This is a genomic window from Psychromarinibacter sp. S121 (genome assembly GCF_049801035.1).
Taxonomy (GTDB): domain Bacteria; phylum Pseudomonadota; class Alphaproteobacteria; order Rhodobacterales; family Rhodobacteraceae; genus Psychromarinibacter.
Map to the genome: position 1 here is coordinate 73,619 of NZ_JBNAGE010000006.1, position 20,966 is coordinate 94,584.

General features: G+C 65.1%; 20 protein-coding genes. 9 read left to right on the forward strand and 11 right to left on the reverse strand.

Going from position 1 to position 20,966, the window contains the following annotated elements; genetic code table 11:
- Positions 1–9: 9 nt before the first annotated feature.
- The gene (locus ACP156_RS22245) at positions 10–813 is read left to right on the forward strand and encodes a BtpA/SgcQ family protein (protein ID WP_425053551.1); all 804 of its coding nucleotides are present in this window, start codon (positions 10–12) and stop codon (positions 811–813) included.
- A gap of 80 nt (positions 814–893) precedes the next feature.
- Here the strand turns inward: ACP156_RS22245 and ACP156_RS22250 are convergent, their stop codons facing one another.
- Both ACP156_RS22250 and ACP156_RS22255 read right to left on the reverse strand, forming a co-directional pair.
- Positions 894–2,360: an NAD(P)-binding domain-containing protein gene (locus ACP156_RS22250; protein WP_425053552.1), complete on the reverse strand. Its 1,467-nt coding sequence runs from the start codon at positions 2,358–2,360 to the stop codon at positions 894–896.
- 131 nt (positions 2,361–2,491) lie between these two features.
- The gene (locus ACP156_RS22255) at positions 2,492–3,469 is read right to left on the reverse strand and encodes a LysR family transcriptional regulator (RefSeq protein ID WP_425053553.1); all 978 of its coding nucleotides are present in this window, start codon (positions 3,467–3,469) and stop codon (positions 2,492–2,494) included.
- A 346-nt stretch (positions 3,470–3,815) separates the two neighbouring features.
- On the opposite strand from ACP156_RS22255, the gene ACP156_RS22260 reads away from it, so the two are divergent.
- The 5 genes from ACP156_RS22260 (at position 3,816) to ACP156_RS22280 (ending at position 10,272) form a co-directional block, all read left to right on the forward strand.
- Complete coding sequence (locus ACP156_RS22260; protein ID WP_425053554.1) at positions 3,816–4,865, forward strand: questin oxidase family protein; 1,050 nt, start codon at positions 3,816–3,818, stop codon at positions 4,863–4,865.
- A 389-nt stretch (positions 4,866–5,254) separates the two neighbouring features.
- Complete coding sequence (locus tag ACP156_RS22265) at positions 5,255–6,274, forward strand: glycosyltransferase family 2 protein (protein WP_425053555.1); 1,020 nt, start codon at positions 5,255–5,257, stop codon at positions 6,272–6,274.
- A gap of 1 nt (position 6,275) precedes the next feature.
- Positions 6,276–7,262, forward strand: a complete 987-nt coding sequence (locus ACP156_RS22270) for a lysylphosphatidylglycerol synthase transmembrane domain-containing protein (RefSeq protein WP_425053556.1) — start codon at positions 6,276–6,278, stop codon at positions 7,260–7,262.
- 17 nt (positions 7,263–7,279) lie between these two features.
- Complete coding sequence (locus ACP156_RS22275) at positions 7,280–8,611, forward strand: NAD(P)/FAD-dependent oxidoreductase (RefSeq protein WP_425053557.1); 1,332 nt, start codon at positions 7,280–7,282, stop codon at positions 8,609–8,611.
- Positions 8,608–10,272, forward strand: a complete 1,665-nt coding sequence (locus ACP156_RS22280; protein WP_425053558.1) for a hypothetical protein — start codon at positions 8,608–8,610, stop codon at positions 10,270–10,272. Before ACP156_RS22275 ends, ACP156_RS22280 begins: the two co-directional genes overlap by 4 nt.
- Before the next feature lie 36 nt (positions 10,273–10,308).
- On the opposite strand, the gene ACP156_RS22285 is transcribed toward ACP156_RS22280, so the two are convergent.
- From ACP156_RS22285 to ACP156_RS22305, 5 genes are all read right to left on the reverse strand, one after another.
- Positions 10,309–11,055, reverse strand: coding sequence for an ABC transporter ATP-binding protein (locus ACP156_RS22285; RefSeq protein WP_425053559.1), 747 nt, complete (start codon positions 11,053–11,055; stop codon positions 10,309–10,311).
- Complete coding sequence (locus ACP156_RS22290) at positions 11,052–11,894, reverse strand: ABC transporter ATP-binding protein (RefSeq protein ID WP_425053560.1); 843 nt, start codon at positions 11,892–11,894, stop codon at positions 11,052–11,054. The genes ACP156_RS22285 and ACP156_RS22290 overlap by 4 nt, the downstream gene beginning before the upstream one ends.
- A 4-nt stretch (positions 11,895–11,898) precedes the next feature.
- Positions 11,899–12,792: an ABC transporter permease gene (locus ACP156_RS22295; RefSeq protein WP_425053561.1), complete on the reverse strand. Its 894-nt coding sequence runs from the start codon at positions 12,790–12,792 to the stop codon at positions 11,899–11,901.
- On the reverse strand, positions 12,789–13,817 hold the full coding sequence (locus ACP156_RS22300) for an ABC transporter permease (RefSeq protein WP_425053562.1): 1,029 nt from the start codon (positions 13,815–13,817) through the stop codon (positions 12,789–12,791). Before ACP156_RS22300 ends, ACP156_RS22295 begins: the two co-directional genes overlap by 4 nt.
- A gap of 75 nt (positions 13,818–13,892) precedes the next feature.
- Positions 13,893–15,500, reverse strand: coding sequence for an ABC transporter substrate-binding protein (locus ACP156_RS22305; RefSeq protein ID WP_425053563.1), 1,608 nt, complete (start codon positions 15,498–15,500; stop codon positions 13,893–13,895).
- Between the two features lie 424 nt (positions 15,501–15,924).
- On the opposite strand from ACP156_RS22305, the gene ACP156_RS22310 reads away from it, so the two are divergent.
- The 3 genes from ACP156_RS22310 (at position 15,925) to ACP156_RS22320 (ending at position 18,283) form a co-directional block, all read left to right on the forward strand.
- The gene (locus ACP156_RS22310; protein ID WP_425053564.1) at positions 15,925–16,689 is read left to right on the forward strand and encodes a FadR/GntR family transcriptional regulator; all 765 of its coding nucleotides are present in this window, start codon (positions 15,925–15,927) and stop codon (positions 16,687–16,689) included.
- 146 nt (positions 16,690–16,835) lie between these two features.
- On the forward strand, positions 16,836–17,942 hold the full coding sequence (locus tag ACP156_RS22315) for a mandelate racemase/muconate lactonizing enzyme family protein (RefSeq protein ID WP_425053565.1): 1,107 nt from the start codon (positions 16,836–16,838) through the stop codon (positions 17,940–17,942).
- Between the two features lie 11 nt (positions 17,943–17,953).
- Positions 17,954–18,283, forward strand: a complete 330-nt coding sequence (locus ACP156_RS22320) for an L-rhamnose mutarotase (RefSeq protein ID WP_425053567.1) — start codon at positions 17,954–17,956, stop codon at positions 18,281–18,283.
- Positions 18,284–18,650: 367 nt separating this feature from the next.
- Here ACP156_RS22320 and ACP156_RS22325 read toward each other — a convergent pair whose 3' ends face one another.
- From ACP156_RS22325 to ACP156_RS22340, 4 genes are all read right to left on the reverse strand, one after another.
- The gene (locus tag ACP156_RS22325; protein ID WP_425053568.1) at positions 18,651–18,836 is read right to left on the reverse strand and encodes a hypothetical protein; all 186 of its coding nucleotides are present in this window, start codon (positions 18,834–18,836) and stop codon (positions 18,651–18,653) included.
- 71 nt (positions 18,837–18,907) lie between these two features.
- On the reverse strand, positions 18,908–19,177 hold the full coding sequence (locus tag ACP156_RS22330; protein WP_425053569.1) for a hypothetical protein: 270 nt from the start codon (positions 19,175–19,177) through the stop codon (positions 18,908–18,910).
- 63 nt (positions 19,178–19,240) lie between these two features.
- Positions 19,241–19,582, reverse strand: a complete 342-nt coding sequence (locus ACP156_RS22335) for a hypothetical protein (RefSeq protein WP_425053570.1) — start codon at positions 19,580–19,582, stop codon at positions 19,241–19,243.
- A 42-nt stretch (positions 19,583–19,624) separates the two neighbouring features.
- Positions 19,625–20,827 (reverse strand): SH3 domain-containing protein, encoded by a 1,203-nt coding sequence (locus ACP156_RS22340; protein WP_425053571.1) that lies wholly within the window; start codon positions 20,825–20,827, stop codon positions 19,625–19,627.
- Positions 20,828–20,966: the final 139 nt, after the last annotated feature.

Below are 20,966 nucleotides of genomic sequence, written 5' to 3' on the forward strand. Positions count from 1 at the left end.
GGAACGCAAATGGATCTCTTTACCCGCTCCAACAAGACCATCGTCGCCATGGCGCATATCGGCGCGCTGCCCGGCAGCCCGCTTTATGACGCGGCGGGCGGCATGCAGAAGCTGATCGACGATGTCGCCTCGGACGTCGAGAAGCTGCAGGCGGGCGGGGTCGATGCGATCATGTTCGGCAACGAGAACGACCGCCCGTACCAGTTGAAGGCCGCGCCCGAATCCATCGCCGCGATGACGGCGGTGGTGTCGGCGATCAAGCCGATGCTCAAGGTGCCGTTCGGCGTGAACTTCCTGTGGGACCCGATGGCCACCGTCGCCATCGCCAGCGCCACCGGTGCCAGCTTTGCGCGCGAGATCTTCACCGGGCTCTTCGCGTCCGACATGGGCCTGTGGAAGCCCGATGCGGGCGAGGCGCTGCGCCTGCGCCGCAACCTTGGCCGCGATGACCTGACGCTTCTGTTCAACATCAACGCCGAGTTCGCATCCTCGCTGGACAGCCGCACCGTGGCCGAGCGCGCGAAAAGCGCGGTGTTCTCGTCGCTGGCGGATGTGATCCTCGTGTCCGGCCCGATCACCGGGCAGCCGGTGGACGCGGCGCATCTGAGCGCGGTGCGGAAGGCCCTGCCGGACACGCCGATCATGGCGAACACAGGCTGCAACATCGACAACGTGACCGACATCCTGTCGGTGGCGGACGGCTGCGTGATCGGTACGCATTTCAAAGTCGATGGCGACACGTGGAACGCAGTCGACGGCGACCGGGTCCTGCGCTTCATGGACAAGGTGCGGGGGCTGCGCGTCGCCGCCTGAGCCTGCGCCTTTCTGGAAATGACGATGCCGCCCCCAGACCCGGGGGCGGCATCTTCTTTTTCCGTGAGTGTCGTGGTCGTTCAGTCGTCCATGCCCAGCATCGCCCGCGCATAGGGGGTCAGCTGGATCGAAGGCGTATCGAATTCCCGCAGGGTCGGGATCAGCTGGTCTTCCTGCTCGAGAAACAGCGCCCGCGTGATGCCGGTCGCGATCCTCGGCACGCCGAAGCGGTGACCGCTGATCGACACCGCCGACAGCCCGCCCATCGACAGGGTCGCAAGCGCGTTGAAGATGAACAGCCGCTCGATCCCCGGCGCGGCGCCGGGTTCGCGCTGTTGCAGGCGATAGTCTCGGTCGAGATAGGGCAGCTTCAGCCGCCCGGCGCTCATGTCGCCGTCCGGGGGCGTGAACCGGTCCCGCCACAGCAGCGCATCGCCCGCAAGGCGGCGCAACTCGGGGCGGATGGTCAGATCGACCGTGACGCCGGTCGCGGCGATCACGTGGTCCAGCCGGAAGGTGCCGCGCGGGGTGGTGATGACGGCCTTGCCGTCTTCATAAGCCACGGCCTGCCAGGGCGCGCCGTTCCAGAACTTGAAGTTGGAAAAGCTGAGCGCCTTGTTGAAATGATGTTCCGCAGGTGCCTGTGACAGCCCGGTCAGGAAGGTTCCCAGCTCCCACTTGGTCTGGTCGGACAGCTCGTGGCTGTGGTTCAGGTAACCGCCGGTTTCGAACTCGCGGACAAGGTCCAGAAGCCCGATCTGCGCCCGCCGCATGAAGGTGTCGACCCGGCGTGCGCCGGCGTCCAGCGCGGCGACCGACGAGTCGAAGGCGGACGCCCCCGCGCCGAGGATGCCCACGTCCTTGCCGCGCAGGCGATCGGCATCGTAGACCTCGCACGAGTGGTTGTACATGTGATCGGGCAGGGCGTCCCGGATCGCGTCGGGCACGACCCAGTCGCCGCCGCCCTCCATGCCGGTGGCCAGCACCAGATAGCGCGTGCGGATCGTCTCGCCCTCGGCGGTCGTCAGCGTGACGCCGTCGGGGTCATAGTCCACGTCGACCACGTTCACGCCGTTGCGGATCGGCAGGTCGGCGATGTCGCGGTACCAGCGCAGATAGTTCATCCAGTCGACGCGGGGCACGCGGTCGATGGCGTCCCACGCTTCCTGCCCGTGACGCGCGACGAACCAGCTTTGGATGCTCAGCGAGGGGATGCCGAGGTCGGAACCGGTGATCGTCTTGGGCGACCGGATCTCGTAGTTTCGGGCATAGGTTTCCCAGACGCCCTCGTAGCCCTCGGGGTTGCGGTCCAGCAGCAGGATGTTCCCCACGCCGCGCCGCTTCAGCGCGTGTCCCAGCACAAGGCCCGATTGCCCGGCGCCGATGATCACCACATCCGGGATCGTCTGCCCGTTCCATTGACGCGGCAGGACCCAGGGACGGGTGGCGTAATCCAGCATCGCAAGGTCGGACCGCGCGCGCCGGGCAAGCTCGGCAAGGCGCGTCTCGGCGCGGGTGTCTGGGCGGTGCGGGACGGCAATGTTCATCGAAGGCTCCGGAAGGATCGTGTCGCGCGCGCGAATGCGCCGCGCGCTTTCCTTCATTCTGCCGCGCCGCGGTGCAGCGACATAGCATCCAGTATCGGACACCCCGTTGCCATCCGGGCAACGCGTGGCGGTCACGAGGCTCCGGTGCTGACCCCGTCCGGCGGCACCGGCTGACCGGTCAGGTTCCAGACCCGCGCCGCGAACTCGGGCAGGGCGTCTTTCAGAAGCTCCAACATCACCGCCCCGGCGCTTGACAGCAGGCGCTGCGGGCGGACGTAGATGCCGAGCGAGGGATACGGGGCCAGCGGGTCGTGGATCGGCACGAAGGCCAGCGTCTGTTGCTCGAGGTCGTTGACGATACCGATGGGGCTGCGCACGCCGACGCCCAGCCCGGCCTTCACCATAACCGTCATGATGTCCGGCGAATTCGTCTCGAGAACAGAGCTTTGCGGCGCCGATTGCTCGATCTGCTGCTGCCACGTGGTGCCGCCGCCCATGCCGTCCTTGGCGCGGATGAACCGCTCTCCCGCGATGTCGTGCAGCCGCAGCGCCGCGCGTTCGCCAAGGGCCGAGCCCTTGCGGGTGATCACGCCCAGCGGCATCTCGGCGCGGCTCGCGATCTGCACGTCGGATCGGATCGGCGGCATCATCGCCATGCCGATGTCGATCTCGTCGGCGGCGACCTGCGCAAGCGTATCGAGCGCCGACTTGATCTCGACCGAATAGGTCACGCCGGGATGGTCCTCGTGAAACGCGGCCAGCACCGGCGGCAGGAAATCGCGTCCGATCCCGGCCTCGCAGGCGATGCGGACATGGCCCCGCCGCAGGCCGCGCAGGTCGTCGATCTGGGCAATGGCGCGTTCCAGATCCTGATCCAGCCGCTGCACGTACTGGTACAGCACCTCGCCCGCGGCGGTCAGGCGGACGCCTTCCGAGCGGCGCTCGAACAGGCGGCATTGCAGCTGGTCCTCCAGCTTGATGATCTGCCGATTGATGGCGGACGCGGCGACCGACAGATGCTCGGCCGCCTGCCGCATCGAGCCAGAACGGACGGTTTCGCTGAAATAGCGCAGCGCGACGAGGTGGACGTGAACGAAGGAGGCGGGCATCGGCAGCGTTTCCGGAAGGTGGCGCTGTGACGCTAGTTACGAAACGCGATGCCGAAAAGGCAACGCTAACGGCGGTAAGCACTTAATGCAGTGGGCGCACAATTGTTCGGCGCTGCGGCGTTCGACGGCGAGAATTTCAGCGCCTGTGGGCCGTTGGCAGCTTCCGCTGCGCATCCTTTTCGGAACAGGCGCGTTGCCCCGGATGCAACGACCGCGTTTTTTCCCTGATTTCGAGGCGGTGACGCGCAGGGCGCCTGACAGGGCCGCTTCGCGTCCCCCCTGTGCGCGGGGCGCCCGAGGAGATAGGCTTTGGGCAACCCCGCAATGCACGACGAAAGAGGTTCCGATGGCTCTCGACCGACCGCAGATGCACGACACGGCGGCGCTGGCCCGCCTGATGGCGGAGATGCCGGAGTATCATTCCGAGTTTTACAAGACCTACGCCAACCACGCCCCGATGGTGCTGGTCGCGCTGCACCGGATCGGCGGCGACGCGGCGCGGATGAATGACTGGTTCAACCACTATCGGGACGAGAAGAAGCTGTTCGGCCCGCCCGAGCGGCAGGGGCCGCTGACGGCCGAGACGTGGGAAACCGCCATCGGCCACCGCGACCGGGAAACCGACCTGCGGGATTTCTTCATCGCCGAGGTCGATCGGCTGGGCATCGAGGCGGCGCTGGCCAAGTACCTGCCGCGCCTGTCGCCGGGTGTGGGCGCCAGCGCTCTGCATGCGCTGATGCGGATGGCCTATGCGCTGCTGCGCGAGGACGCGAAGGAGGTTGCGATCTCGCTTGCCTACTGGTCCGCCTGCTGGCTGGAGATGCCTAAATCCACCGGAGCCGAGCCGCTGACGAAAGACCCGGCAGAGGTTCTGGCGCGCGTCGCAGCGATCGACGTGCTGCACAGCCTGCCGCAGAAAGAGCTGTTGTGGCACAACATGATGGCGGTCGGGGAAGTGCCTGAATTCGCGCCCGTGGTCGACTGGATCAAGGTGGATGACAAGACCGTCACCCGCATGGCTTCGGCCTCGATTGCGCTGTTCACCGCGACGCAGGACTTCTGTGCGCTTCATGCGGTGACGGGGATGCACTGGATGCGGATCGTTCTGCCATATTGTCCGACGCCGGACGTGATGCTGCGGCATTTCTGGCAAGGCGTCGCCTCGCTGATGGGCTCGATGGGTTTCCCGTCGCTGCCATCGCCCGAGACGCTGGACTCTTGGCGCAAGCTTCCGGTGCCAAGCTGGGACGAGATCAACGCCGCCGCCGCGCAGTCCTATGACGAGCACGACCTGTCGATCACCTTCAGTTGTCAGGAAGAGATGAAGCTGTACGGCGATCCGCTGTACCAGCTGGCCGCTGCCCGTCGCATGGGTCTGGTGCCGGACTACACCTGAAGCGGTCCGTCCGGTCCTGCGTGACCTGCGGCCGGCGCGATTTGCCAAGGCTGCGACGTGCGTCGCACGCATCTCGTTTTCAATACAGTTGAATGACTATAGATTGTCTCGCCCGAGGGCTGTTCTTCGCCGGGCGAGGCGGGCCGTGATGCCTAATTTCCGGGCATTGACCGGCTTAAGGGCTTACGCGCGGGAAAGTTATGCAGGTGCAGCGAAGCCTGCCGCGGCGCATCTCTTGCCGACACGGCACCCTTAAATAGCTGAAATTTATGAGATTAAAGGCTGGTGTGCCAAGTCTAGCGGCGCGGGTGACGCAAAGTCGCCGCGCTTGATGGGCAGGGTAACTAAAGCTAAATTAAGGCAATTGCGGCAGGATTTGGACTGATTTCATGAGTAGGAATGCCCTGGGGGGCACGCAGAGTTTAGTATCTATCGTTGTCCCCTGTTACAACGAAGAGGAAGTCATTGCTGTCACGATCGACAAGTTGATCTCGGTCTCGGAAGGTTTTCATAACTGCCGAACTGAAATTATTTGTGTCGATGACGGGAGTCAGGATGACACTCTTAGGATTCTAGAGGAACTCGCGGAGCAGCATGATTGCCTTCGCGTTCTGAGTTTCGCGCGTAATTTTGGTCACCAGATCGCCGTTACTGCGGGAATTGATGCAGCGGACGGTGATGCGGTCGTCTTGATTGACGCTGACCTTCAGGACCCGCCCGAAGTCATCCCCGAGATGATTGCCAAGTGGCGCGAAGGGTTCGACGTGGTCTATGGCACGCGCAGCGAACGCGACGGCGAGTCCGCGTTCAAGCTGAAGACCGCTCGGGCGTTTTACCGTGTGCTGAACGGCCTGTCGGAGGTTCCGATCCCGCTGGACACGGGCGATTTCCGTCTGATGAGCCGCCAAGTGGTCGACACCCTGAAAAGCATGCCCGAGCGAGACCGCTTCGTGCGCGGCATGGTGTCGTGGGTCGGGTTCGAGCAGACCGCCATCGAATACCGCCGGGCCAAGCGTCATGCGGGCACCTCGAAATATCCGCTGCGCAAGATGATCACGTTCGCGGCGGACGGGATCATCTCGTTTTCGACGGTGCCGCTGCGGCTGGCGATCACGCTGGGCGTGTTGTTCGCCTTCTTCGCGGTGCTGGGCATCCTTTACGCGCTGTTCATGCGGATCTTCACCGACAATTTCGTTGAAGGCTGGACCGCTTTGATGATCGCGGTGCTTTTGATCGGGGGCGTGCAGCTTGTCTGCCTTGGAATTCTCGGCGAATACACCGGAAAGATCTACCGCGAGGTGAAGCGCCGCCCGCTGTACATCGTGCAGAAACGGATCGGCTTCGAGACCCGTGGCGCGACGCCGCGGCCGGTGCCGGCGCTGGACCGCGCCACGGCGGTAGGAGACTAGAATGACCGCCGGAAAAGCCCGCCATCTGGCTGTCGGTTTCGCCGTCGCCGCGTTCTTCTGCTGGCTGATCATCCGTCAGCTGGACTTCGAGACCTTCGTGAACGACCTGAGCCAGGCGCGGATCGGCTGGCTGGTGATCGCGGTGGGCGTCTTTTTCACCGGCTACGCCTGCCGGATCGCGCGGTGGCGCACGATGCTGCTGCGTGACAACCCGGCGCTGACGTGGGGCAACTGTGCGGGGCCGTTCATGGCCTCGATCGCGGCGAACAACGTGCTGCCGTTCCGCGCCGGTGACATCCTTCGGGTGTTCGCGTTCCGCCGCCGGATCGGCGTCGGCGGCGCCGAGGTGCTGGCGACGCTGGTGGTCGAGCGGCTGCTGGACCTGCTGGTGCTGCTGATGCTGATGGGCGGCGCGCTTTTGTACTTCAAGCCTGACACCATGGCCCTGCTGGGGCTGGGTGCGGGGGCGCTGCTTGCGATTGCCTTCGGCATTCTGCTGGTGCTGCTGTTCCCACAGGTATTCCGGCCTCTGGTCAACTGGGGCGTCCGGCTGCTGGCGCGGCTGTCGCCGAAGGTTGGCGCTTGGGTCGAGGGGCATGCGACGAGCGTTCTGGAGACCGCGATCTGGTTGTCGAAAGGGGCGGTGATGCCGCGTCTGCTGGCATGGTCCCTGGCGGCGTGGCTGTTCGAGGGGCTGGTGTTCTACTCGGTCGCGCAATCGCTTCCTGCCATCGCCGACCCGATGGGCGGCTGGCTGGCGCTGCCGGTGGGGACGCTCGCAACGCTGATCCCCAGCACGCCGGGTTATGCCGGGACCTTCGACTACTTCGTGATCCAGGCGATGACCTCGATCGGCAGCACGGTGTCCGCAGCGACGGCCTATGCGCTGCTGGTTCACGCCGCGTTGTGGCTGCCCGCGACCCTTGTGGGCGGGCTGTGGCTGGTGATTGCCGCGCCGGGGGCGCGGGCACCGCAGGATGCATCTTGAGAAATTGGGTTGATTGAATGAAATCGGGCAACAGTAAATCCGTCGCGGTTGTCGGCGGGGGCTTCACCGGGCTGTCGGCGGCTTACGAACTGGCGCGGGCCGGGCATACGGTCACGGTCTACGAGGCGGCCGCCGAAGTCGGCGGTCTCGCGGCGGCCTTCGACGTGGGCGGCGAGCGGCTGGACCGCTTCTATCATCACTGGTTCACCAACGATCTGGCGGTGATGGACCTGATCGACGAGGTTGGGATGACCGACTCTGTGGTGATCAACCCGACCAACACCGGGATGTACTACGGCAACAAGTTTTTCAAACTGTCGACGCCGTTCGACCTGCTGAAGTTCACCGCGCTGTCCTTCCCCGACCGCATCCGGCTGGGTCTGCTGACGCTGAAGGTGCGCAAGATCGAAAGCTGGAAGCAGCTTGAGAACATCACCGCCTATGACTGGCTTCGCAGCATGGCCGGCCAGCGGGTCTTCGACGTGGTGTTCAAGCCGCTGCTGGAAGGCAAGTTCGGGCCCTATGCCGACAAGGTCTCGGCTGTGTGGATGTGGAACAAGCTGAAGCTGCGCGGGTCCAGCCGCGGGCAGGCGGGCGAAGAGCGGCTGGCGTATCTGACCGGCGGTTTCGTGCGTCTTGCCGAACGGCTGGCCGCCATCGTCGAGGACAACGGCGGCCGCGTCCTGCTGAACACGCCGGTCTCCGAGGTGCAGCCCGACGGCGAGGGGCGCTGGCAGGTCACGACCCCCGGCGGGACAGAGACCTACGATCAGGTCGTCGCCACGCCGGCCTTGCCGCTGATCGGCGAGATGGTGAAGGGCTGGGCCGAGCCGGGCTATATCGAAAAGCTGAACGGCATCGACTACCTGTCGAACGTCTGCCTTGTGCTGGAATTGAAGCGGTCGCTGTCCGAGACCTACTGGCTGAACGTCAACGACCCCAGCTTCCCCTTCGTCGCGGTGATCGAGCATACCAACTTCGAGCGGGCCGAGACCTATGGCGGCAGCCACATCGTCTATCTGTCGAAGTACCTGCCGCACACCGACGCGATGTACGCGATGGACGCGGACGAGGCGCTGGAGTTCTCGCTGCCCTACCTGAAAGAGATGTTCCCCGAGTTCGGCGAGGACTGGATCCACAAGTACCACCTGTGGCGCGAACGCTGGTCGCAGCCGGTGGTCGGCAAGTCCTACGGCAGCAAGATCCCCGAGGAAGCAGGGCCGGAACAGGGGCTGTGGATCTGCTCGATGGCGCAGATCTATCCCGAGGACCGGGGCACCAACTATGCCATCCGCGAAGGCCGCCGTCTGGGCGCGCAGCTTGTGGACCGGCTGGAGAGCGCGGCGTGACACGGACCGTGGCGCGGGCGTCTGGTCTGACCGAGGGCGTCCCGGCCACAGGGCTGGGACGGCTTGACCGGGCCTATGGTCTTGCATGGCTCGCGCTGGCGGTCGTCGCCGCGATCCTGTCGGCGATCTTCCTGCTGCCGCGCGCCACCTATTCCGCGGCCTACGTGGGCGACGTCCTTGTCGCGCTTGAGGGCGCGTATCGCATCGCGGCAGGCCAGTGGCCCAGCGTCGACTTCAAGTCGCCCCTGGGCTTCATGTCCTACTGGCTTCCCTATATCGGGTGGCAGACGCTGGGCCAGTTCGGCGGCGCGATGGAGTTCGCGTCGGTGTTGCTGGCGGTGATCGTCACCCCGATGGCGATGATCATGGCGCAGGCGCGCGTCGGCGCGATCCTGTCGGCGCTGTTCTCGATCTGGGTGTTCTGCCTGCTGGTGGTGCCGATGGAGCCGGGCATGCCGGGGACATGGTCGAACCAGTCGATGCACTACAACCGGTGGGGCTGGCCGATCCTGTCGACGATCCTGCTGCTGGGGATCGAGCCGCGCGACGCGATGCGGCCGCGCTGGCGCACGGCGCTGGACGTCGCGTTCGTCGCGGTGCTGCTGTTCTTCCTGTTCTGGCTGAAGGTGACGTACTTTGCCTTCGGCGGCGCTTTCCTTGCGATAGCCTTCCTGATCGCGCCGCGTCTGCGCTGGACCGCCTTCGCGGCGGGGGCGGCGGCGCTTGTGCTGGTCGGGCTGTCGGGCCTCGCCGGTCTTGGGATCGTGGAATACATCAACGACATCCGCGAGGCTGGCGCGGCCTCGGGCGTCGTGCGCGGCGGGTTCATAGGGTTGATCGTCAACAACGCACTGGAGTTCTTCCTTGTCGCGGTGATGGCGGCCTATCTGCTGACCGTGACGCGGCCCAGCCTTTTCGACATCGCGGTGTTCCTGTTCGTGCCGCTGGCCGGGATGATCATCCTTGGCCAGAACCACCACGACAACGGACCGCTTCTGCTGGCGTTCCTGTTCCTGTACGGCGCTCGGATGCATCAGGGGCCGCCACGCCCGGAGCTTCCGGTGCTGCTGCTTGTGGTCTTCGCGGTGCCGCATATGGCGCAGATGGCGATGTCGACGCTGACCTTTGCGCGAAATGCCAACGCACAGTCGGTCGCCATCGGCTATCCGGGGTTCGAGACCTACTATGTCGGCGACACCCGCAGCAACGCGCTGTCCGTCGTCGCGGCGGCCGAGACGCCAGAACAGGCCTTCGTGGCTGGCAGGCTGATCGGCTCGGAGCGGCACACCCATATCTATTCGCAGGGCGAGATGCTCGAGATGATCGGGCAGGGCGTGACGCTTTTGGAAGAGAACGACCTGACCGACCTGCGGATCATCGCTTTCGACTTCCTGAACCCGTTCCCGATGTTCGTCGGCGCGCCGCCTTTGGCGGGCATCCACATCTGGTTTCATCCGGGCCGCAACATCTCGGACGGTACACTGCCTCCGGCCGGGGAATTTCTGGCCGAGGCCGAGGTGGTGATGGTTGCCAAGCTGGGTTTCTCCGACGCCACGGCGCTGCTGTGGGAGACCTACGGCGACGATGTCGAGGACCGCTATGACCTTGTCGGAGAGAACGACATCTGGCGGGTATACCGCGTGCGGCCGGACGCCGGGTAAGACGGGCAGGGCGGTCGCCCGCGGCCCCGACCGCCGCTACACCGCGCGTTCATAGGCAAGGCTGGCGCCGATCAGTTCGCGCGCATAGGGATCCCGCGCCGCATTGGTCGGGATCGCCTCGCGCGGGAGGATCTCGACGATCCGACCGGACTGCATCACCGCGAAGCGTTCGCACATGTGATCGACCACTGACAGGTCGTGGCTAACCATGATGTAGGTGAACCCCTTGTCCGTCCGAAGCCGCGACAGCAGGTTCAGGATCTCGGCCTGTACGCTGACGTCCAGCGCCGAGGTCGGTTCGTCCAGCAGCACCACGTCCGGTTCCAGGATCAGCGCCCGCGCGATGGCGACGCGCTGCCTTTGTCCGCCCGAAAGCTGGTGCGGGAAGCGGTCGAGGAAATCGACCGGAAGCCCGACGTCGATCATCGCCTGCGCCATCCGCTCGTTCGCACGGTCGAGCCCGTGGATCTTCAGCGGCTCGGACAGCACCGTCGCGACCGAATGGCGGGGGTGAAGCGAGCCGTAGGGGTCCTGAAAGACCATCTGCACCATGCGGCAGCGGTTGTTCAGCGGCATGTCCCGAACCCGGACGCCGCCGATCGAAACCTCGCCGGTCCACTGTCCCTGCAACAGCGACATGCAGCGCAGCACGGTGGACTTGCCCGAGCCGCTTTCGCCGACCAGCCCGAAGCATTCGCCCGCGGCGACGTCGAAAGACACGTCATGCAGCACCTGAACGGCGCCGAAGGACATGCACAGGTCTTTCACCGCGATGGGCTTCATGACCGCACCTCCGCCTGCATCCAGCTGTCGTCGCGTTCCAGCACAGGCAGGGGGCCGCGACTGCCGCCGATGCGCGGTTGCGCCGCCAGCAGGCCCCGGCTGTAGGGGTGCTGCGCGTTGTCGAGGTCCGAGGCCGCCAGCGTCTCGACCACCCGGCCCGCGTACATGATGATCACCCGGTCGCAGAAATTGCGCACAAGGTTCAGATCGTGGCTGATCATGATCAGGCCGATGCCATGCTCGTGCACCAGCCGGTCAAGGATGTTCAGGACCTGAAGCCGCACGGTGACGTCCAGCGCCGAGGTCGGCTCGTCCGCGATCACAAGGTCGGGGTCGGTCAGCAGCATCATCGCGATCATGATCCGCTGGCCCATGCCGCCCGACACCTCGTGCGGGTACAACTGGTACACCCGCTCGGGGTCGCGGATCTGGACCGCGTTCAGCATCTCGATCACCTTGGCGCGCGCCTCGGCCTTCGAGGCCCGGACATGGGTGCGGAACGCCTCGGCCACCTGATCGCCGCAGCGCTGGATCGGGTTCAGCGAGAACTTGGGGTCTTGCAGGATCATCGACATCCTGCGGCCCCGGACCTTCAGCATCTGCCGTTCCGAGGCGTTCAGCAGGTCGACATCCTCGAACTGCATGCGGTCCGCTGTGATCTCGGCGCTGTCCAGCAGCCTCAGGATGGCGCGGCCCACGGTGGACTTGCCAGAGCCGCTTTCGCCCACGATGCCCAGACGCTCGCGCCCCAGCGAGAAGGACACGCCGCGCACCGCCGGTTCCGTGGCGCCGCGATAGCGGACGCTCAGGTTCTCGATGTCGAGGATCGGGTCGGTCATGGCCTTACCTCTTGTTCATCTGCTTGGGATCGAGGGCGTCGCGCAGCCCGTCGCCCAGAAGGTTGAAGGCAAGGCTGACGCTCAGGATCGCGAGGCCGGGGAAGGTGACCAGCCACCAGTGGTCGATCATGTAGCGGCGGCCGGTGGCGATCATCGCGCCCCATTCCGGCGTCGGCGGCTTGGCCCCGAGGCCGAGAAAGCCAAGCCCCGCGGCGGTCAGGATCACCGTTGCCATGTTCAGCGTCAGCCGGATCAGCACCGAGGGCAGGCACATCGGCACGATGCTTTTCCAGATGATCCGCGCCGAGGACGCGCCCTGCAGCCGCGCGGCCGAGATGTAGTCGGCAGAGCGGAAGGTCAGCGTCTCGGCCCGCGCCAGCCGCGCGATGGGCGGCCATGCGGTCAGTGAGATCGCGATGATCGCGTTGTTCAGGCTGGGGCCAAGCGCCGCGACGAAGGCCAGCGACAGGATCAGCGAGGGGAAGGACAGGAAGATGTCGGTCACCCGCATCAGGATCGTATCCCACCAGCCGCCGAAATAGCCCGAGATCGCGCCCACGAACAGGCCGATGGGCCCCACCACGATGGACACGAGGAAGATGATCATCAGCGAGATGCGCGAGCCGTAGACAAGGCGGCTGTAGATGTCGCGCCCCAGTTCGTCGGTGCCGAACAGGTGCCCGTCGCCGGGCGGTTGCAGCGGGTTTTGCAGGTCTTGCAGGAACGGGTCGTGGGTCGCCAGAAGCGGCGCGAAGATCGCCGTCAGGATCAGCACGGCCAGCACGAACAGACCGAAGGCCGAGGTCGGGCTGCGCAGCAGGAAGCCGATGATGTTCCTCGCCGCGATCAGGGATTGCGGCATGCGGCGCGGGCGGGTGGTGTCCGTCGCAAGGGTCATTCGGCGCGGGTCCTCGGATCGAAGACGCGATACAGCACGTCGGAAAGCAGGTTCAGCGAGATGAAGATCAGGCCAACGACAAGCACGCAGCTCATTACGGCGTTCATGTCGCCGATGATCAGGTTGGCGGTCAGGTAGCTGCCGAAACCGGGCCACGCGAAAACCGTCTCGATCAGCACCGCGCCCTCCAGCAGCGAGCCATAGGCGAGGGCGACGATGGTCACGAGCTGCACGCGGATGTTGCCGAAGGCGTGGCGCCAGATCGTCTTGGGCCGGCTCAGCCCCTTCACGCGGGCGGTGGTGATGTATTCCTGGTTGATCTGGTCCAGCATGAAGCTGCGCGTCATCCGGGTGATGTAGGCGGACGACGAGTAACCCAGCAACGAAGCGGGCAGGATCACGTGGTTCAGCGCGCTCCGGAACACGTCCCAGTCTCCGGCCAGCGCGCTGTCGATGAACAGAAAGCCGGTCTTTTCGGGCACCAGCCCGATGTAGAACTGGCTCATCCGTCCGGACCCGCCGACCCAGCCAAGCCCCGCGTAGAAGATCAAAAGCCCGATCATCCCGATCCAGAAGATCGGCATCGAATGCCCCAAGAGGCTGATGATGCGGATCACGTGATCCGGCCAGCGGTCTTTCTTCACGGCGGCCAGCACACCCATCGGCACGCCCAGACCGGCGCCGACGATGATGGCGAAGGTGGCCAACTCGATGGTGGCGGGCAGGACGTGCAGCACGTCCTCGACCACCGGGCGACCGGTGCGGATCGACACGCCAAGATCCAGCGTCAGGATATCCCGCATGTAATAGAGGAACTGGATGTACAGTGGCCGGTCGAGGCCCAGCTTGCGATAGACGTTCTCGTAGACGTCATTCGTCGCGTCCTCGCCCACGATGGCCGCCACCGGATCGACCGGCATGATGCGACCGATCACGAAGGTCAGCACCAGCAGACCGAACAGGGTGACAAGAACCGTCGTCGCCTGTCCCATAGCCGAACGGGTCCGGCCCTTCATACGCCACATGCCCTGCGCCTTTGTCTGTGTTGGGGTGGGGCCGGGGGCGCGAACACCGCCCCCGGCCTTGGTCCGGAGGAGGTCCTAGCGGTCCTTCTCGACACCTTCGAAACGCGACACCCACGGGTTCACGATGACGCCGCTGACATCGCTTTGGTAAGCGGCGGTGACCACGCGTTCCGAGAAGGGCTGGATCGACATGACGAGGTCGGCCATGTAGTGCTGAACTTCTTCGTACATCGCCCGCTGTTTGTCCTGATCGGTCTCGAGCAACGCGGTGCCGATCATGTCGTTCAGCTTCTCGTCGTAGAAACTGGTGCGCCAGCCCTGATAGTTGGTCAGCTTGGCCTCGTCCGCATTGTCGGGGTTGAAGGCCATGGCGCGCAGGTTGCTTTCCGGGTGCGGGATCTGCCCGCCGCCGCCGCGTCCGACGAGCAGTTCGAAGTTCCGCTCGCGCATCGCGCCATAGATCTGGCCGCCGTCGCCGGTGATGATCTCGGCGTTGATCCCGGCCTGCGCCAGCGTGCCCTGAATTGCGGTCGCCGCGTCGAGGAAATGCTGCTCGGAGATCACGCGCAGCGTGGTGTCGAAGCCGTCGGGATACCCGGCCTCGGCCAGCAGGGCCTTGGCTTTCTCGACATCCAGCGTGTAGCCCGGTTCCTCGATGGCGCCGAACACGCCCGAGTTCAGCGGCCCCTGATGCTTGACCCCGTAGAACGGCATCACGGCAGAGTTCACCCCGTCATAGTCGATCAGGTACCGCAGTGCCTCGCGCACCTTCTGGTTGGCGAACCGTTCGTCCTTCATCGACACCGCGAGATAGTAGAACCCGGCGCTTGGCACCGTTTCGATGGTGATGCCTTCTTCCTCTTGCAGCGCCGCGAGGTCGGGTGCGGCCAGCGAGTAGGCAAGGTCGATATCGCCCTGTTGCAGCGCCAGACGCTGCGACTGCGACTCGGGCAGGTGCCGGATCAGCACGCGCGCCATCTCGGGCATCTCGCCCCAGTAATTTTCGTTGCGGGTCAGGATGATATACTCGTTAGACCGCCACTGGGTCAGCACGTAGCCGCCAGAGCCCGCAGAGTTGTTGGTCAGCCAGGCATTGCCCCAGTCGCCGTCGACCTCGTTCTCCATCACCAGTTTGCTGTCGACGATCGAGCCCGCGCCCGCCTGCGTCAGTTCCATGATCAGGATCTTCGGGTCGTCCTGCTGCGGCAAGTTCATCACGAAGGTCGTCTCGTCCTCGGCGACGAAATACTTGTCGGCATCCTCGGGCAGGAAACCCCGGCTTTTCAGGTTCGACGAAGAGGGCAGGTTCAACAGAAGCGCGCGCTTCAGGCTGTAGGCCACGTCTTCGGCGGTCAGCGGGTTGCCCGAGGCGAACTTGACGCCTTCACGCAGCTTGAACGTCACCTTCATGTTGTCGTCCGAGAACTCCCAGCTTTCCGCCATGCGCGGGATCAGCTCGTTCGTCTCGGGGTCCAGTTGCGCCAGCGTGTCGTACAGGTTGTTCAGAACCGCGACCGTCTCGCTGCCGGTGATGGCGGCGGGGTCCATGGTCAGGACGTTGTTCAGCGTCCACGCGACGATAAGCTGGTCCGCCGGCGTCTCCGCCCATGCGGCGGACGGTGCGCTTAGCGGCGAGGTCATCAGCATCGCCCCGAAGGCGGCGCAGGCAAGTAGTCGTTTCATTGGTCCTCCCTTTCTGTTGGCGGCGCGCCCCTCCTCCGGGCGGGCCGAGGTCGTGTGATGTCAGGGCATCGCGTCGTTCCGGTCGGGGTGGGTGGCGACCCGCGCGCGGGGCGCGGGTCTGCCACAGGCGCGATGCCCGGAACGCGGGGTTCCGTAGCGGCAGATCGCGGCGGATGGATCGCTGATCAACATGGCCCCTCCCTGGCCATACCGTCATTTCGGACAAGAGTTGTATGATAGCTTAATGCAAGTCAACTGACAAATTTAGAGATTTGTAAGTCTGCTTGTGACAACATTTTTTTGACTTTAGGCAATGGGTTAGGCTTGGTTTTCTGGCTTGCGTCCCGATTCCATCCAGTCTGGTTCGACAACCTGTCTGCACTCTGGATTGACCGCTCGCACCGGACCGGCCATATTTGTATGAGTGCCCAAACCGGTTTGGGACGTCACAGGGCGGGTTGGCGTGGAACAGGCAGAGCGAAAGACCGAATCCCTTTCAGCGCGGCTGAGCGAACTGCTGCGCGAACGGATCGTGAGCGGGGCGGTGAAGCCGGGCGACAAACTGCCCAGCGAAGCCGAGCTGACGCGGGTCCATTCCGTCAGCCGCACCGTCGTCCGCGAGGCGATGGCCGCGCTGCGGATCGAGGGGCTGGTGGAGGCGCGGCGCGGGTCGGGGGTCTATGCGCTTGACCGCGGGCCCGTCTCGGACGGGCAATCCCTGACCGGGCTCACCACGGGGCGGATCACCGGCGTCATCGAACTGCTCGAGATCCGCGGCGCGGTCGAAGTGCGCGCCGCCGGGCTGGCAGCGATGCGGCGGTCCAATGCGAACATCGACACGATCCTGGACGCCAACAACGTGGTCGCCGAGTTCTACCGAAAGAACGAACCCACGCGCGAGGCGGACTATCGCTTTCACTATGCCATCGCCGAGGCGACGCAGAACACCTTCTTCCCGCAGTTCCTGAACCTGATCCGCACCGGCATGGTGCCGCGTCAGGATCTTGGCAAAAGCCTTGCCGGCCACGTCTACACCCGCAATCCCGCGCTGTTGCAGGAGCACCGGCAGATCGTCGAGGCGATCATCTATCAGGACGCCGCCGCCGCCGAGACCGCGATGGAGCAGCACCTCGAAGGCAACCTTGCCCGGTATCGCGCGCTGCTGCGCGACACGATCACCACCGAATAGCCGGCCCCTGACCGTCCGAAGACGGGCGGCGCTCTGCCAACATCCTGAAAACCCGGTGGCATCCCGACCTCCGCCCCTCTAGCGTCAGACGTGGAGGAGGGGCGCGGTCGCCCGCCGCGCCCGGCCGTGAGGAGGCGGCCGAGGCAATGGCAACTATCGAGAAAATCACCCTGCGCATGGTGGACCTTGCGCCGAAGGTTCAGCGCACCGACGCGATCCAGTCCTTCGTCAGCCAGGAAACGCCGCTGGTCACGATCACCGACAGCGACGGCGCGGTCGGGCAGGGCTATTCCTACACCATCGGCACCGGCGGCTCGTCCGTGATGCGGCTGCTGTCCGACCACCTTGCCCCCCGGCTGCTGGGCCGCGAGGCCGAGGAGGTCGAGGCGATCTGGACCGATCTCGAATTCTTCACCCACGCCACGACCGTTGGGGCGATCACCTCGATCGCGCTGGCGGCGGTGGATACCGCGCTGTGGGATCTGCGCTGCCGCCGGGCCGGGCTGCCGCTGTGGCGGCTGGCGGGCGGCGCGAAACCCTCGGCGCCCTGCTACACGACCGAGGGCGGCTGGCTGCACTTGCCGGTGCAGGCGCTGGTCGAGGATGCGCTGGAGGCGAAAGAGAGGGGCTTCAAGGGCAGCAAGGTGAAGATCGGCAAGCCCACGGCGGCCGAGGATTCCGCAAGGCTGCGCGCGGTGCGGGGCGCGGTCGGCCCCGACTACGAGATCATGACCGACGCCAACCAGGCCTTCCGCCGCGACGCGGCCCGCCGCCGCGCGCTGGCGCTGGCCGAGCACGACCTTGCGTGGATCGAGGAACCGCTGCCCGCCGATGACGTCGAAGGCCACGCCGAGCTTGCCCGCGTTGCACCGATGCCGGTGGCGGTGGGGGAAAGCCTGTACTCGATCCGCCACTTCGCCGACTACGCGGCGCGCGGCGCGGCCTCGGTCATCCAGGTCGACGCGGGCCGGATCGGCGGCATCACCCCGTGGCTGAAGGTGGCGCACATGGCCGAATGCCACGGCCTTGCCGTCGCGCCGCATTTCCTGATGGAACTGCACGCCTCGCTGGTCTGCGCCGTCCGCAACGGGGTCTGGGTCGAATACATCCCGCAACTGGACGACATTGTGGGCGACCGCCTGCGGATCGGGGACGGGTACGCCCAAGCCCCCGACACCCCCGGCATCGGCATCGACTGGAACGAGGACGAGATCGCCCGCCGCGCCGTCGCCGAATTCACCACCCACCTGTAAGGAGCCCGCACATGATCCGCATCGGACAGGTCATCGGCATCAAGCCCGAGGTCATCGAGGAATACGCCCGCATCCACGCCGAGGTCTGGCCCGGCGTGCTGGACCGCATCGCCGCCAGCAACATCCGCAACTTCACGATCTTCCTGCGCCGCCCCGAGAACCTGCTGTTCGCCTACATGGAATACCACGGCACCGACTGGGAGGCCGACACCGCCAAGATCGCCGCCGACCCCGAAACCAAACGCTGGTGGGAAATCACCGACCCGATGCAAGTCCCCCTGGAAACCCGCGCCGAGGGCGAATGGTGGGCCGGGATGGAGGAGGTGTTTCATGTGGATTGAGGGGGGGGCGGGGGGCGAGAACCCGACGTTCGCTGCGCTCGGCACCAATGTCCGCTGCTCGCGGACCTTGCCGACCTTCAAACGGATGTGAAGACCGGCGGCGTACCCGCTTTCGATCTAACTCAACGACCGATGCCACGACGGAGATGAGTTGCGACCAAGTCGCGCCGGTGCGCGTGTTCGGTACCGATCGCACGATGCGAGATAGGACCGTGTCGAACGATGCGGCAGGATGGCAGTACCAAAGAAGGCGCCCTTAGACGCCTTCTTCTCACAAAATAGCGTCTGTCACGCCCGCCTCATCTGGTCGTGCAAGTAGCGCGGCAGGACACTGGCATGCCTGAGCAGAGCCGCCGGCGGTGGCATCTCAGACCTCGGTTCCGGACGGCCAAACCATATTCATGACCATCAGCACCACGAACAGGACCACGAAGGTCAGTAGCGCCTTTCGCCCCTTCGACATGGTCTCTGCCGCTGGCAGGTGGCTGATGCCGAACACGACGACGAAGATCACGATGGCCGTGGCGATCATATGGGGGATGTCGATTGTCATGACTTGGGTTCCCTATTCTGTTGCGGCTTTCGTTCTGCCGCAAATTGCGGTGATGTGGCTAAGCCTCACTTTCAGGTCTGCCGTTGACGCACGACGCGGCAGAGAAAGGCGATGATCGCGATGTTCAGCAATGGCGAAAGCGCCGCAGCCCAGGGTCGCAGCGCCTCGGGAAAAAGGTCGACCATGTAGACCCACGGCAGACCCAGCGGGATCAGGAAGACCGCGGCCAGAGGATCCCGGTCCTGCCCGAACAGGCCGAACGTCCCGACAAGCAGAAGGGCGAGTGCCAATGCGTAGAGCACCACGAAAATGCGAACGACCCACTTGCAGATAGTGCCCATCGTCATCTCCCCTCGTTTGCCCGGAAAGCTCCGGCGCCCTAACTTGCGGGCACCGGGCAGGTGTTACAGGGCGCCTTCGCTGCCCACGAACATCAGGGACGGGTTGCTGCCATCGTCAGACACCAGACAGCGCCACGGGGCTCCGTTCTCGCCGACCCGCATGTAGACGGCGCTGTTGGCTTCCGAGAACTCGGACCCGACGACCGTGACCCCTCCGGCCGTCTGCGACGCCAGCAGGCTCCGGCAGGCCGAAACAGCGGCGTCGCTTGCGCCGTAGTTTCCTTCGATGAATGGCGGGGCGTCGGGCGCCGGCTGCATCATGTCGCCGCCCGTCGGCGTCTCGAGGCAGCCAGCCAGCGCGACAAGCGCTGCCACCCCTGCGAAGGTCTTCACGATATGGGCCATGTCTTCTCTCTCTCCTGTTGATCCCTGGGTGCGGCCGGGCGTCTACTCGATCCCGAAAATGACGTTGAACCGTTGCAGTCCACCCGCGCGATTGATGACTTCGACTTTGTGGTCGCCGGTCTGCCAAAGCTCGCCACGGTACGCCTTGGAAGGTGCGCCCTCGTCCAGAAGCGATCCGTCCGGGTTGTACAGCCGCCAGGAAACGCCGTTCGCGTCGGTCGCAAGACGGAAATAAAGGTCCTGCCCGGCGGACGCCCCAAGCACATAAGTCACCGACGTACCCGGCCCCAGTTCATCGGTGAACTCGGTCCCGCTTGTTCCGGCATTGAACTGCACCCGCACCACCCGCGCCGCGTCGGGAAGTTGGGCCGGAGCGTTGCCCTGAGCCGCGATGTAGCGTGCGTTGATCCAGCCACGCTCACGCATGTCGGTAAGCATCTCGATCTCGCACCAGGTTCCGCCGTCGACCGGTTGGCATCCTAGGTTGACGACACGGTCATCGTTCCCCAGCGCCCCGACAATGTCGTATCCCGTGCCCGGCCCGTTGCGGACGTTCAGCAAGTCGTTCTCCGGCACCCCGGCGATGGTCACGACGTTTCCGCCGCCCGTCGCTTCGCCGCCGGCCGGGCCGGGCAGCGCCAGAAAGCGCGCCGCTACCCAACCCCGGATACCACCGCCTTCGGCCTGCACCTCGCACCATTGCGCCCCCTCGGTTACCGTGCAGCCGCCCACATTCGCGACGTTGATGCCGTTTGCAATCGTACCGACCAGCGATCCCGTCTCTGACGGGGCGTCCCGGACGTTGAGATGCCCACCGGCACTGGACAGGCGCACGACAAAGAAGTCCTCTTCCGGTAGCATGTCTGCCGGGGGCACCGGGCTCGCCGTCCCCGAACCCGAGGGCCCCGATGAGATGTCGACATCAATCGAGAAACCAACCGTCTTGCCGGTGTCCCGGTCGTTGCCCATCAGGTAGACCCGGATTGCCCAGTCGCCATCAGAGGGTACGACCACCTCGGCCCGATTGTCGTCATCGGTGCTGCCTATGTACGGCCCGCCAAAGTCCTGACCTGCCGGAAGGATATTGAAAAAGGCGCTGCCGAACCCATTCGTGCCCGTCACCGTCAGCGCGACGGACATGGTCTGCCCGCCCCGCGCCCGCAGCACATAGTCGATATACTCGTTCCCGATGATCGTGCCGTTGATCGTGGTGCCCGTTTGCCCCGCGGGGAAAGCGACATTCACGCTCTCCTGGGCTTCGGCGGAGGACGTCGGGGGCGAAACGGCGGCAAGACCAGCAATGCAGCTGATCAGAACGTAGCGGGCTAAGCGGCAGACGAGGCTATGCATTTCCGTGCTCCCCACGAATCGTTATTAGTTAACG

What these genes read in the sequence shown, in the direction of transcription:
- ACP156_RS22245 (WP_425053551.1), top strand. Translation starts at nt 10, where the DNA reads ATGGATCTCTTTACCCGCTCCAACAAGACCATCGTCGCCATGGCGCAT.
- ACP156_RS22250 (WP_425053552.1), bottom strand. Translation starts at nt 2,360, where the DNA reads ATGAACATTGCCGTCCCGCACCGCCCAGACACCCGCGCCGAGACGCGC.
- ACP156_RS22255 (WP_425053553.1), bottom strand. Translation starts at nt 3,469, where the DNA reads ATGCCCGCCTCCTTCGTTCACGTCCACCTCGTCGCGCTGCGCTATTTC.
- ACP156_RS22260 (WP_425053554.1), top strand. Translation starts at nt 3,816, where the DNA reads ATGGCTCTCGACCGACCGCAGATGCACGACACGGCGGCGCTGGCCCGC.
- ACP156_RS22265 (WP_425053555.1), top strand. Translation starts at nt 5,255, where the DNA reads ATGAGTAGGAATGCCCTGGGGGGCACGCAGAGTTTAGTATCTATCGTT.
- ACP156_RS22270 (WP_425053556.1), top strand. Translation starts at nt 6,276, where the DNA reads ATGACCGCCGGAAAAGCCCGCCATCTGGCTGTCGGTTTCGCCGTCGCC.
- ACP156_RS22275 (WP_425053557.1), top strand. Translation starts at nt 7,280, where the DNA reads ATGAAATCGGGCAACAGTAAATCCGTCGCGGTTGTCGGCGGGGGCTTC.
- ACP156_RS22285 (WP_425053559.1), bottom strand. Translation starts at nt 11,055, where the DNA reads ATGAAGCCCATCGCGGTGAAAGACCTGTGCATGTCCTTCGGCGCCGTT.
- ACP156_RS22290 (WP_425053560.1), bottom strand. Translation starts at nt 11,894, where the DNA reads ATGACCGACCCGATCCTCGACATCGAGAACCTGAGCGTCCGCTATCGC.
- ACP156_RS22295 (WP_425053561.1), bottom strand. Translation starts at nt 12,792, where the DNA reads ATGACCCTTGCGACGGACACCACCCGCCCGCGCCGCATGCCGCAATCC.
- ACP156_RS22300 (WP_425053562.1), bottom strand. Translation starts at nt 13,817, where the DNA reads ATGTGGCGTATGAAGGGCCGGACCCGTTCGGCTATGGGACAGGCGACG.
- ACP156_RS22305 (WP_425053563.1), bottom strand. Translation starts at nt 15,500, where the DNA reads ATGAAACGACTACTTGCCTGCGCCGCCTTCGGGGCGATGCTGATGACC.
- ACP156_RS22315 (WP_425053565.1), top strand. Translation starts at nt 16,836, where the DNA reads ATGGCAACTATCGAGAAAATCACCCTGCGCATGGTGGACCTTGCGCCG.
- ACP156_RS22320 (WP_425053567.1), top strand. Translation starts at nt 17,954, where the DNA reads ATGATCCGCATCGGACAGGTCATCGGCATCAAGCCCGAGGTCATCGAG.
- ACP156_RS22325 (WP_425053568.1), bottom strand. Translation starts at nt 18,836, where the DNA reads ATGACAATCGACATCCCCCATATGATCGCCACGGCCATCGTGATCTTC.
- ACP156_RS22330 (WP_425053569.1), bottom strand. Translation starts at nt 19,177, where the DNA reads ATGGGCACTATCTGCAAGTGGGTCGTTCGCATTTTCGTGGTGCTCTAC.
- ACP156_RS22335 (WP_425053570.1), bottom strand. Translation starts at nt 19,582, where the DNA reads ATGGCCCATATCGTGAAGACCTTCGCAGGGGTGGCAGCGCTTGTCGCG.